Here is a 13,127-nt window from a genome sequence, read left to right on the forward strand (position 1 = left end):
TCACCCGTCCGCCGCTCGTCAGCATCCCGAAGGACCTGTTACCGCTCGACTTGCATGTGTTAGGCCTGCCGCCAGCGTTCAATCTGAGCCATGATCAAACTCTTCAGTTTAAAATCATTGTGATCCTTACTCGCTAACCAACGGACTAGCCGACAGTAGCAAAAGCGGATCAAACTTGGCTCAAGGTTCAAACGAATTCATTCAAAACAGGCTTCGAAAAACTAAGCTCTTCAAAACCAGCTACTTGAGTCGCTTGCCTTGATATTTGGTGATTTGTCACCAACATCAGCAAGCGCCCACATGAATTACCTGATCAAATTGTTAAAGAGCTGGTCGTTGAGGCTGTGCCCCGTTGACGTGTGCGTATACTACCCGATTTACCAATAAGGTCAATAGCGATTTGGAGATTCATCAGCAAAAGTCATTAAAGACGAAGGTGTCACCGAAGCCGACCATAAAACGACCCAGGACTTGATCCAGGACAAAACGGCTAATTACTTCTCCCATAAGCTTATAGATAGCGGCCGTTGACGCTTTACTTCATCAGAACCGAGACGCCGGTTGTAAAAGCAAGGGAGAAAAATCATGACCACAAAAGCTATGTTATTACCCACTTTGGCGATGAGCAGTCTTTTAACAGCGAGTTTAGCCATGGCTGATGATGGGCTAGAAAACTATCGTGACCGCTTCGAAGCGCTGCCTTACTTACCACCTATACCAGCCGATAACTCTTTAACAGAAGAGAAAATAGCGCTTGGCAATATGCTGTTTTTTGAACCGCGTATATCTTCAAGCGGCGTTATCAGCTGCGCCACCTGTCATAACCCAGCTCTAGGCTGGGCCGACCGGATTCCACGTGCAGTGGGCCATGATGGACAAGTGGGTGAACGTAATACACCGACTGTATTAAACAGCGGCTTCTTAGGCTCACAATTTTGGGATGGACGTGCGCCTGATTTAGAAGCCCAAGCACTGGGGCCTATTGAAGCACCAGTAGAAATGGCCATGGACCTAGACAAGGCACTAGAACGGTTAGTGGGTTTCGAGCTTTATCAGCAAAAATTCAGCGAGGCCTATCCTAGTCAAGAAGATCCCATTACTGATGATAACTTAGCGCATGCACTAGCCGCATTCCAACGCACACTCAACACTCCCAACTCACCATTTGATCGTTACCTACACGGCGATCAAGAAGCAATAAGCGAGCAAGCCAAAGATGGCATGGTAGCGTTTGTTGATAACGGCTGTATCGCTTGCCATCGGGGAGCAAATTTCACCGACAGCCAATTCCACGCGATACAAGTGCCGGGATCAACCGATTTAGGCCGCTATGTTGTCACGGAAAAAGAAAGCGACAAGTATCGCTTCAGGACCCCCACGCTACGTAATGTGGCAGTAACCTATCCGTACATGAATAACGGTGCCACCGAAACGCTGGAAGAAGCTGTCGCCATCATGGGACAGGAAATGTTAGGGCGAGAGTTCGATGATGGCACGATTAGTGATATCACCGCATTTCTGCACACATTAACCGGCGAAATGCCTGACTTTGAAGTACCTGCACTGCCTTAAACCACTCACTAGCTTCAACTAAACAGCCGTCTGGCCATCATCGCCAGGCGGCTAAACGTTATACTTCAGCCAACCGAGCTAACAGCTCTTCGCGTCGCTCCTGGGTAGCAAAAGCTTCCTCAATAGCATTACGCGTTAACTGACGAAATATCGTCTGATCCCATCCAAATGCCTCTGCACAAGCGATGTGATTAGTCAGCATGCCACCACCAAAATAGGCGGGATCATCTGAGCTAATCGTTACTTTTAGCCCTTCAGCCAAGAGTTTGGGAAGTGGATGGTCACGCAGTTCTTTTACTACTTTCAAACTGACATTAGAGAGCGGGCAAACCGTTAGAACAACCTGCTCACTGCGCAAGCGCTTCACCACTTCATCACTTTCCAAGCAGCGCACCCCATGATCTATGCGCTGCACGCCAAGCACATCCAGAGCTTCTGTAATATACTCGGCGGGCCCCTCTTCACCCGCATGCGCCACGCGAACAAGCCCAAGTTGCTTGGCGCGCTCGAATACATCAATAAACGCTGCAGGTGGATTATTCTGCTCAGCGCTGTCCAAACCAATGGCATCCAGCATTTTCCAATAAGGAGCCGCTTGCTCAAGCACCTGCAACGCCTCCTCTGCGGGACGATCACGCAAAAAAGCCATAATCATGCCGATGGAAAGATCCAGTGTGTCCTCTGCCTCTTGCTTGGCTTTTAATAGCCCAGCCATTATTACTTCAAGCGGCACTCCACGCTGCAGGTGAGCCTGGGGGTCAAAGTGCATGTCGATATGTACAACACCTTCACCCCGGGCGCGCTTGAAGTAGTCCATCGCCAGGTCGTAAAAGTCCTCTTCATTACGAAGCACATTCATGCCTTGGAAATAGAGATTCAGGAACCCTTGCAGATCACTAAAATGGTAAGCATCTTTGGCTTCTTGCACCGTGGCATAGGGCAATTCAACGCCATTACGCTGCGCCAAAGAAAACATTAATTCTGGCTCAAGCGAGCCTTCGATATGTAAGTGGAGCTCTACTTTAGGAAGATCGCGTAAAAAATCGTGCATGGAGGGCCCCTTGTTGTCGTATCAATTAAACAATATCACTCACTAATGATTAGTTAAGCAGGCATTGGCTAAGTTTACCGGCATCAAGGTGCCAGTGGTACTCGACCCCAGGCAATAGATTGAGTGAGTTAGCTTGATGAACAAAATAGATAGCCGTTCTGTTAACCAACCATTGATCCAAAGAAGCTGCAATATGCTTCGCCGTCGCAGCGTCAACACCCGCAAACGGCTCGTCAAGAAACACCACCTGAGGATTCCGTAACATTAAGCGCGCGAGCGCCAACCGTCTGGCTTGGCCTCCGGAAAGCTGCTGACCCTTCTCTCCCACCGCTGTTGCTAAGCCTTGCGGTAGTTGCTGAACCCAACCGTCCAGCACAACAGCACCAAGCACCTCCCAGAGTGCTGCATCGCTAGCGGATGGATTGGCTACACGCAGGTTCTCGGCTAACGAAGTATCAAACAGGTCTACTTGTTGAGTGAGCATTGCAAAATGGTGGGCACGGCTTTCGGATGACAGCTGCCAGGGGAGCTCACCACCTATCGTTACTTCACCCTGCGTAGCTTTTAAGCGCCCCATCAACACACTGGCTAAGGAAGATTTACCAGCACCGGAATTGCCGGTAATAACCGCTCGCTTACCGGCTGGCAGGTGAAAATCGACGTTACTTAGCGCTGGCTGCAATGTCTGCGCATAATGCAAAGAGAGGTGATTAGTACGGATAGCCAAGCCTGCTTCTTCTGAAAGCGTCGCCGTTGGATGTACCGGCTTGGAATCACTGGTTAATTGATTTAACCGCCGAACAGCCGCGTAGCTCGCACCAAGCTTCATAAAACTGGCAGGTAGCGCAATGAACATCTCATTCACCCCCAGTGCGATCAATACGGCCATCACTACAATCGGAGCTGTTACCAGTTGCTGGGTAAACGCCAAGCTAGCAAGCCACAGCACGGCCACCACCATCAAACCGCTAACGGCACTCACCAAGCTGTTTATCAACGCCGCCTTGCGTCCTAAGCGGCGTTGATTAATGTACGCTTGCTGCTCATGGCCAGCAATAATTTCGCGGTGCCACTGCGCGCTTTGATAACTCATTAACTCAGCGGCAGCCTGAACTTGGTCGACGACTAAGTGACGCAGCGACTGTTGGTCAACGACCTGCTGGTAGCTTTGAGAGAATCCCCACGTAGCGGCGAATAACGTCACTACTAACCAGAGCAGCCCTAGTGTCCCTGCCATCAACACGGCAACACTGGGCAACCAAATAGCCACAAAAAGCGATACCGTCATAATGCCAAGCAGTGCTACAAATGGCGGCACCAAAATACGCAAATAAAAATTATCCAGGGTGTCGATATCAGCCGTTAAGCGACTCAGCCAATCACTGGCACGCTCACCGTGCAAGCGAGCATCATCCAATTGCGTTAAATAGCCAAATACACGATAGCGTAAGTCAGCCAGCAGCGTTAAGACCGTATTATGGTTGTAAAGCCGCTCAATATAACGCGCAACGGTACGCGTCAAGGCAAAAAAACGAATACCGCCACCGGGCACATAAACATCTAAATGCGCGGCAATACCCAGTGTTAAGGCAATACCGGTTAATGCACTGGCGGTAATAAACCAGCCCGATAGTCCCAGCAGGGCAAGCCCAGCCATTTGGGTAATCCAAATGAGAAAAGCGCCCACTAAAAAACGCCTGCGCCGCTGTATTAAAAGCAACAGCCAAGGGCGAAAGTCGCGGAAAATAGCAATCAAGCGAGCACCTCTACCAACTCACCCCTTTCAAAAGAAAAATGGCGTTGCGCAGCAGCTATAACAGCAGGATGGTGGGTAGCAATTACCAGGGTGCGCCCCTCTTGGGCAAGCTTAAGTAAAGCTGACATCACAAACTGCTCAGTGTCTTGATCCAGGCTGGCGGTAGGCTCATCCAATAACACCAGCGGTGCATTGCTAAGGTACACACGTGCGAGTGCAAGGCGCTGGGCCTGGCCGCCCGACAAGCCAACCCCTCTCTCGCCGATTAAGGTATCAAGCCCATCAGGCAGCTGTTTCAAAAAAGGTCCAAAGCCTGCCCGGTACAGCGCAGCTTCCATTTGCTCATGGGACGCTTGTGGTGCTGCTAAGCGCAGGTTATCAATCAAACTGCCGTGTAAAAGACAGGGTTGCTGATCTAACCAAGCATACTGGTAGTTTTCTTGTCGACGATATATGCCGGAACTAGACGCAAGAAAACCTGCTAGTAACGCCAGTAGGGTCGACTTTCCACTACCGGAGGCTCCGCTAATCGCCACTACTTCACCCTTTTTTATCGTCAGGTCGATAGGACCAATTACTTGCCCTCGGCTAGGATAACTAACGCAAGTAGCAACTAGCTCAATGACCGAGTTACCCAATAACGGAGCCACAGCGGCATGCCTGCTAACTAAAGCTGGTTCATTGAGCACATTAACCACACTCTCAGCAGCGCCCAGTGCCGCTGCACGGTCATGGTAGTGCTGAGAAAGCGTACGCAAGGGTTGGAAAAATTCAGGCGCAAGCAATAAAACTGCAAGACCCGAAAAAAGCGTCAGAGATGATGAAGGCCCGTACTCGATATACCCCAGCAGGCCAAAACCAACATACATGGCCACGACTGCAATGGCTACGGAGGCAAAAAACTCCAGCACCGCCGAGGAAAGAAACGCTAGGCGCAAAGTACGCATGCTAAGACGTCGGTAATCATCAGTGGCGTACCAGACATCTTGTTGCGCGGCTGAGGTTCGGCCAAATAACTGTAGTGTTGTCATACCACGCACACGATCTATGAAATGAGCTGACAACCTCGATACAGCAACAAACTGATCGCGATTAAGACGCTCAGCTCCCATCCCTACCAGCGCCATAAAAATCGGAATAAGCGGTGCAGAAAGTAGTAAAAACAGTGCCACCAGATAATCCAGCCAACCCGCCACCATCAATATCAGCAGCGGCAAGCACAGTGCGATCCGCAATTGGGGATAAAACCGGGAAAAATACCCTTCCAGCGCATCAATATGTTCAACTGCCTGGTTGGCTAGGGAGCCGCTGTGCTGACCGGTTAGCCAAACAGGGCCTAAGGCGGACAGCTTATTTAATAGTTGCGATCTGGCACGCTGTCGAATACGCAGGCTTGCTTCCAGGCCCAATATTTCATGCCCCCACTGAAAGGCAGCGCGTAACAAAACGCTACCTACCAGCAGAGCGAATACAGGAAATAAGGCTATGGGTGAACGATCATGTACTGCTACCTGATCAATAAGCCACGCCAGGCCAACTACCATGACAATCGTTTGGCTACCTGCCAACACGCCACATAGCGCTGAACAAAACAGGTAATTGCGCTCTCCTTTAGCCAACGTTTTTAGCCAACTGCGTGGCGTCAGAGAGAGCGCATGTTCAGTTACCATGTGATTAGTGGTATCCCTCGCCTACTCGTACCTTGCCGCGAAAAACCCAATAGGTCCAAGCGGTATAGGTCAATATAATAGGGATAACAATGGCCACGCCCACCAACAGGAAAAGCTGAGATTCAGGCGCAGAAGCCGCATCCCAAAGCGTGTAGTTCGGTGGAACGACAACGGGCCATTTACTGACGATCAGACCCAAATAGGTAAAGACATAAATGCCAATAGTGGCAAGAAAAGGTGCTAGCTCACGACGTTTTTGGACAGAACGAAAAACGGTAAACGCACAGATCAGCGCCAAAAAAGGAAAAATCCAAATTAACTGAATATTACCAAACCATCGCTCCCATACGAGCGGGTTCACGAACGGCGTCCACAGACTAATCACGGCGAAAACAAATAGCACGAGTGCCAGTAACAAGGGAGTGATTTTATATGCCCAATCCTGCACATACCCTTCTGATTTTAGTATCAACCAAGTAGCGCCTAGCAAAGCATAGCCTGCCATCAGGCCAAGCCCCGTCAACACTGAGAATGGCGTCAACCAGTCAAATGCACCGCCTACATAGGCAAAGTTTTCAACGGGAAAGCCCTGAATATAAGCCCCAACGACCGCACCTTGTGCAAAGGCAGCAATGGCCGATCCCCAGGAAAAGGCACGATTCCACCAGTGCCGGTTGCGGCGCGATTTAAACCGCAGCTCAAACGCCACTCCCCTGAAGATCAGTCCCGCCAGCATCAAGAACACACCGATGTAAAGTGCCGGCAAAAATACCGAGTAAACTAATGGGAAGGCTCCTAAAAGCCCTGCCCCACTCAGCACCAACCACGTTTCGTTACCATCCCATATTGGTGCGACCGAGTTCATCATTACGTCCCGAGCATCCTCATCGGGAGCAAAGGGATAGATAATCCCCAATCCCAGATCAAACCCATCCATCAACACATACATGATGATGCCGAAACCAATGATGAAAGCCCAAATTAACGTTAAATCAAACATATCCATGTTTAGTTCCTCACCGGATCAAGGTCATCATCAAAGGAAGTCTCCGCCCCTGACATCGGACGCATGGGTCGCCTAGAATTATCTGCTTCCGTTTCACGCTTTTCTTCGGGCAACATGCCATTGCGCACGACGCGTGTGAGGTAATAGATGCCTACGTAAAAAACCACCGCATAAACCAAGATGTAGCCAAGTAGCGTAAATAACGCCATAGGCCCTGTTAGCGAAGGCGTCAGCCCTTCTTCGTGCGTCATCATGCCGTAGACAAGCCAAGGGGCACGGCCCGATTCAGTGACAACCCATCCCGCCAAGACCGCCACAAATGGCATCGCGATCATCCTGGTCAGTGTCTTTAGAAACAGTCGTTGTTTATAGATGCGCCCTTTGCGTCGCAATATCAGCCCTGTCAGCGAAACTGCAATCATTAAAAGCCCAATCCCCACCATTACGCGAAATGCCCAAAACACAATGAACACAGGCGGTTGTTCCTCGGGCGGCGCTTCATTAATGCCCGGTATTTCACCATCAAACGAATGGGTAAGGATAAGGCTCGCTAAGTTAGGAACGCCAAATGAGAAATGGTTGGTTTGCGCCTCCTGATCAGGTATCGCAAATAACAGCAACGGCACATTCGTGGCCGTTTCCCAATGCCCCTCCATAGCAGCCACCTTGGTCGGCTGATGCTCTAAAGTATTGAGACCATGGAAGTCACCGATTACCGCTTGGGTCGGCGCTAGAAAAAGAAGCAGCCAAAGGCACATTGAAAGCGCACGGCGATTTGCCTCCGGGTCGCGGTCACGCAATAAAAACCATGCGCTGACGCCCGCCACGACAAAGCCACCGGTTAGAAAGGAAGCCACTGCCATGTGAAAGAAGCGGTATGGGAAGGAAGGATTAAATATAGCTTCCATCCAAGAGGTTACATGGAAGCGAGAATCAATGAGTTCTACACCCGCAGGCGTATGTAGCCAGCTGTTGGCTGATAAAATCCAAAAAGTCGAAATGAAAGTGCCTATCGCTACCATAATAGCGGCAAATAGATGCACCCCTTCAGGTACTTTACCGCGACCAAATAACAATACGCCTAAGAAGGCTGCTTCAAGAAAGAAAGCCGTAATAACTTCATAGCTCAGCATAGGGCCAATAAAATTAGACGATGCTTGAGAAAAATTGCTCCAGTTAGTGCCAAATTGGAACGACATCACAATGCCTGACACTACCCCCATTCCAAAAACAACGGCAAATACCTTTGTCCAGAAAAGCGAAAGGCGATCCCAAGCTGGATTGTCAGTCTTATAGAAAAGGCCATGAAGCAGCGCGATGTAAGACGCCAAGCCAATAGTAAACACGGGGAAGATCGCATGAAACGATACGACGAATGCAAATTGAAGCCGTGATAGCACCAGGGGATCAAGTTCCATTTCACTCTCCTAAGACCTGAATCGATATCCTATCAATGGGTTCACACAAGCTTAGTTGAGCCTTCATGGCACTGCACTTTTCGTTATAAGCACTAAGCTTATTTCTTAATATTTTTTAATTTGCTGTTTTCCTAAGTAACCATCTTACCTTAGACAGCCCAACGCCTTTGATGTGTCTCATTGACGCACAGGCTAATTTAGATGGGCTATAGTCCGCTGACAAACTACCGGGATAACACTACCACGCTCACCATATAGCCGGTATAAGCGATAAATAGCGCCAGTAAGATGCCCCCTTCCAAACGGTTGATTCGCCGCGGGCGCCCACGCCAAGAGAACGCAAACAGAATCATCAGTAACGTCATGCCGGTCATCACACTCCAGTCACGCACTAATACCTCTCGACCTGCGTCAATGGGTGCAATAATTCCGGCAAGGCCGACAACCGCCAAGCTGTTAAACAAGTTGGAACCTACCACGTTGCCTAATACCAAATCGTGCTCTTTACGGCGCAAAGCGCTGATCGAAGAGGCGAGTTCCGGCAGCGAGGTGCCAATAGCGACGACGGTTAGCCCAATAATCAGATCGCTAACGCCGAAACGAACCGCGATCTCCACTGCCCCCCACACCAGCAAGCGGGAACTGGCGATTAGCAGCGCCAACCCCACCAGTGTCCACATAATGGATTTCCCCCGGGACATCGGTTTGCTATCCAGGGTCTCAGCTACTTCAGAGACGATTGCGTCGTCTGGCTGGTTGCGTGAACGAACGATACTAACAACAATAAAAACCACTAATGCCAGTAAGAGACAGACGGCTTCCCAGCGTGCTACAAAACCGTCGAGTAGAATCAAGCCAGTCGCCAACATGACGAGCATTAGTATTGGCATCTCTTTGCGAATAACACTGGAGTGAACAGCAAGGGGAGCAATAAGCGCGACCAACCCGAGTATTAAACCAATATTTGCAATATTTGAACCGTAGGCGTTGCCTACTGCCAATCCCGGATTGCCATCCAATGCAGCCAGTACTGAAACCATCATTTCCGGCGCCGAGGTACCAAACCCAATGACCAACATACCAATCAAGAGAGGTGAAAGCCCAAGCCAACGAGATGTAGCCGCTGCGCCATCGATAAACTTCTCGGCACTCCAAACCAGTAAGACCAATCCAAACACAACCGCTAATATGGGAAGCAACATTTCATTTCCTTCATGGCATAATGATCGGCACTGTTTCCATGCGTCACATTAAGAACTGTATTTAGGGACTCATTCTAAGGGCTACTTTTAAGAACTACTTCATAGAGATGGCCGTAAGATGCTATTACTAACGGCACTTTGCTTATGAATGATCCCTGGCAAACGATTCAGCCGCCCTACGAGTCACATTCAACTGTCTCTCATTGCGCCGCAGATCGTTCTCTAAGCTAATGCCTTAGTCAAGCTGCTAGTCTATATTTTTTGAGTAGTATTTCAGCAACATAGGCTTGCTAAAAAGCGCGTTTGACCGCCTAATCCGCCACATCCTAGTAGTTTTACTAAGGATTCGCACTGAGAGTTTTGGTTTTTGCCTCCACAACGATTAATAAAGCGACATACATTACCGGTCAACACTCCCCTCGTTGACCGTTCGCCCCCTGAAGTTAGAACTCAGCGGCGACGTTTGCGTGCTTGTCATGAGTGCGACTGGGTGTCGGCATTGCCGCCACTTAGCGCAGGCGAAAAAGCAAGCTGTCCGCGCTGTACACATATCTTAGTCAAACGCCACCGCTACCCAGCACAACGCAGTATGGCCCTGGCCATCGCCTCACTGATTGCACTCATAGTGGCGGTGTCATTTCCCTTTATTAGCTTCACAGTGAGTGGTGTTAGTAACCGTATCGAGTTAACGCAGACCGCCACTACCCTGATTGGCTTTCATCAACCCGTGGTCGCTATCGCCATCATCATGACGATTGTCGTGCTGCCAGCGGTATACCTTATCGGCGTTCTGTGGCTTCAATTTGGCCTTCTGCGTGACCGCCTATTGCCTTTTAGCCGGGATATTGCACGCTCCCTATCTCACCTAACACCTTGGATGATGGCTGATGTCTTCATCATTGGCGCCTTAGTCAGCCTGATCAAAATAGCCGGCCTGGCCGATGTTGAGCTAGGCATATCGTTCTGGGCATTTTGTGTATTTGCGCTGCTGTTATTGATGACGACCCAATCTATCGACGCCGACTGGATGTGGTTCTCTTTAGAGGGTGAACCGTTGGCTCCCGAAGGTACTCAAACGGGCATGCCTGCAGCAGGACAAGGGTTAACTGGCTGCCCAACCTGCGGACTCATCAACCGCCTATCGCCACAAGGACGCGGCTACTGCACTCGCTGCCATGAAAAGCTTCATCAACGCTTGCCACATAGCTTACAGCGCACCTGGGCACTCCTCTGCGCATCGGCCGTCATGTATATTCCCGCCAATGTGTACCCTATTATGACCACCACCAGTCTAGGCCACTCAACGCCCTCAACCATTATTGGCGGGGTTGTTCAACTCATACAAATGGGCTCTTGGCCCATCGCTGCCGTCATTTTCATTGCCAGCGTTATCGTTCCAGTAGGTAAATTAGTCGCTTTAACCTGGCTTTGCTTAGTTGTCAGGCGCAGCAGTGTACTCAATGCACAAAGCCGTACCCGGCTTTATCGACTAACAGAATTTATTGGCCGCTGGTCAATGGTGGATGTCTTCGTCGTCGCCATTTTAGTGGCATTGATTCGCGCCGGATCATTAATGTCGATCACACCGGGCCCGGCGGCGCTCGCCTTTGGCTCAGTAGTGGTATTGACCATGTTAGCGGCGATGACATTTGATCCACGCTTAATTTGGGATACGCCTCTCCCTGCTAAAAACTCACTACGTCATTCTCTTCTTCGCCGTAAAACGGCCACCAAGGAACCTGTTGATGGCTAACGAAACAACACCGCCTACTTCTGAACAAACGAAAACCAACTCAACCAACGAACAGGATTTAAATAAGGCTAAAACATCACGCCAAACTCGCCTTTCGCCTATATGGATAGTGCCGATCGTTGCCATCGCCATTGGTTTATGGCTGGTATACGATAATTACTCCAATCGCGGCATCCTGGTAACACTTACCATGGATAATGCGGAAGGCATCGAAGCTGGCAATACCCTGATTCGTAGCCGAAATGTTGAGATCGGCAGGGTGCAAAACGTACAACTCTCGGATGACCTATCCCACGCTGTTTTGACCGCCAGCATCCAACCAGAAGTAGAGGATATGTTGCGCGAAGACAGCCGCTTCTGGGTGGTCAAGCCACGTATCGGTCGTGAAGGGATTAGCGGCTTAGGCACCGTGCTCTCAGGGGCTTATATTCAGCTTGAGCCCGGCACTGAAGAAGCGCCACGACGAAAATTTCCGGTCAGTGACATCCCCCCCGTAGCACCTGCTGGTCAGGCAGGGCTCCGTCTTAGCTTAACCAGCCAAATGGGCAACTCTCTTCGCGTTGGCGATCCAGTGTCTTATCAAGGCTACACAGTGGGACGTATTGAAGAGAACAATTTTGAACCTGAGTCACGCACCATGCAGCATCAGGTATTCATTGAAAAGCCATATACCAATTTAGTCACTGACAGCACGCGTTTCTGGACCTCAAGCGGCATTGACTTTCGCTTAGGTGCCGATGGTGTACGCGTTAACGTTGAATCTATTGAAGCGCTACTCGGTGGTGGTGTCACCTTCGGCGTCCCCGAAGATTTACCGATGGGACAACCGGTTGAAGCCAATACTCATTTCACCCTCTATGCCGATGAAGACGCAGCACGAGAAGGGACCTTTAACCGCTATTTAGAATATGTACTGCTGGTAGATGAAACAGTGCGTGGCCTGTCCAAGGGAGCGCCGGTCGAGTTTCGTGGTGTGCGCATGGGCACCGTTGCCGCCGTGCCCTGGAACTTTACTGCGCCGCAGCCCGACTCTCGCGCACGCTTTGCGATTCCCGTACTGATAAGGATTGAGCCTCAGCGACTGGGTATTGAAAATAGCGATATTGACCTCGAAGAATGGGAGGCGCGGTTCCAGCGCATGTTCGGCTTAGGGCTCCGTGCGTCGTTAAAAAGTGGCAACCTGCTAACGGGCGCACTGTTTGTCGACCTAAACTTCCACCGCGACCTTGCCGATGAGTATACCGCCGAGCAATTTTCTGACCGAAGCGTCTTCCCAACGGTGGCAGGCGGCTTTGCACAGATACAAGCCCAGGTAACAGATTTACTGGATAAGCTAAACGCGCTTGAGGTTGAGCCGCTGTTAACCGGTCTGGACCGCAACTTAGAGGCTTCTGAAAGCGTACTCAACGAGATTCGCGAAGTAAGCACCTCGATAAATCAGTTACTGAATGACCCTGAGACCCAAGCCATTGGGGGCAATCTCAACGGGACACTTGAGGAATTACGTAGCACATTACAAGGGCTATCACCTTCGTCGCCCGCGTATCAAGAGCTCACCACGGCGATCGAACGACTGGATCGCTTAATGCGTGATCTACAGCCACTTACGCGCACGCTCAATGACAACCCCAGGGCACTACTGTTTGACAACCTGGATGCTCAAGACCCCATTCCGCGTGCACCACGTGACTAAGGAGCC

The 13,127-nt window shown here is 50.3% G+C and carries 9 protein-coding genes and 1 rRNA gene; 3 read left to right on the top strand and 7 right to left on the bottom strand.

Annotated elements, in window-relative coordinates; genetic code table 11:
* A 16S ribosomal RNA gene (locus tag ACUVOF_RS16865) occupies positions 1-110 on the bottom strand; the annotation flags it as partial.
* Positions 111-585: 475 nt separating this feature from the next.
* On the opposite strand from ACUVOF_RS16865, the gene ACUVOF_RS16870 reads away from it, so the two are divergent.
* Positions 586-1,572 carry a cytochrome-c peroxidase gene (locus ACUVOF_RS16870; RefSeq protein ID WP_447045443.1) on the top strand — a complete coding sequence of 329 codons (987 nt, stop codon included), beginning with the start codon at positions 586-588 and terminating at the stop codon, positions 1,570-1,572.
* A gap of 58 nt (positions 1,573-1,630) precedes the next feature.
* Here ACUVOF_RS16870 and ACUVOF_RS16875 read toward each other — a convergent pair whose 3' ends face one another.
* The 6 genes from ACUVOF_RS16875 to ACUVOF_RS16900 form a co-directional block, all read right to left on the bottom strand.
* Positions 1,631-2,623: an adenosine deaminase gene (locus ACUVOF_RS16875; protein WP_447045444.1), complete on the bottom strand. Its 993-nt coding sequence runs from the start codon at positions 2,621-2,623 to the stop codon at positions 1,631-1,633.
* A gap of 49 nt (positions 2,624-2,672) precedes the next feature.
* Positions 2,673-4,379, bottom strand: coding sequence for a thiol reductant ABC exporter subunit CydC (gene cydC, locus ACUVOF_RS16880; protein ID WP_447045445.1), 1,707 nt, complete (start codon positions 4,377-4,379; stop codon positions 2,673-2,675).
* Positions 4,376-6,049, bottom strand: coding sequence for a thiol reductant ABC exporter subunit CydD (gene cydD / locus ACUVOF_RS16885; RefSeq protein WP_447045446.1), 1,674 nt, complete (start codon positions 6,047-6,049; stop codon positions 4,376-4,378). Before cydD ends, cydC begins: the two co-directional genes overlap by 4 nt.
* Positions 6,050-6,053: 4 nt before the next feature.
* On the bottom strand, positions 6,054-7,055 hold the full coding sequence (gene cydB / locus ACUVOF_RS16890; RefSeq protein WP_447045447.1) for a cytochrome d ubiquinol oxidase subunit II: 1,002 nt from the start codon (positions 7,053-7,055) through the stop codon (positions 6,054-6,056).
* Between the two features lie 2 nt (positions 7,056-7,057).
* Positions 7,058-8,473: a cytochrome ubiquinol oxidase subunit I gene (locus ACUVOF_RS16895; protein WP_447045448.1), complete on the bottom strand. Its 1,416-nt coding sequence runs from the start codon at positions 8,471-8,473 to the stop codon at positions 7,058-7,060.
* A 224-nt stretch (positions 8,474-8,697) separates the two neighbouring features.
* Positions 8,698-9,675 carry a calcium/sodium antiporter gene (locus ACUVOF_RS16900; RefSeq protein WP_447045449.1) on the bottom strand — a complete coding sequence of 326 codons (978 nt, stop codon included), beginning with the start codon at positions 9,673-9,675 and terminating at the stop codon, positions 8,698-8,700.
* A gap of 385 nt (positions 9,676-10,060) precedes the next feature.
* On the opposite strand from ACUVOF_RS16900, the gene ACUVOF_RS16905 reads away from it, so the two are divergent.
* Both ACUVOF_RS16905 and pqiB read left to right on the top strand, forming a co-directional pair.
* Positions 10,061-11,428 carry a PqiA/YebS family transporter subunit gene (locus ACUVOF_RS16905; RefSeq protein WP_447045674.1) on the top strand — a complete coding sequence of 456 codons (1,368 nt, stop codon included), beginning with the start codon at positions 10,061-10,063 and terminating at the stop codon, positions 11,426-11,428.
* The gene (gene pqiB, locus ACUVOF_RS16910; protein ID WP_447045450.1) at positions 11,421-13,121 is read left to right on the top strand and encodes an intermembrane transport protein PqiB; all 1,701 of its coding nucleotides are present in this window, start codon (positions 11,421-11,423) and stop codon (positions 13,119-13,121) included. Before ACUVOF_RS16905 ends, pqiB begins: the two co-directional genes overlap by 8 nt.
* Positions 13,122-13,127 lie beyond the last annotated feature (6 nt).

The organism is Vreelandella sp. H-I2 (assembly GCF_052959335.1).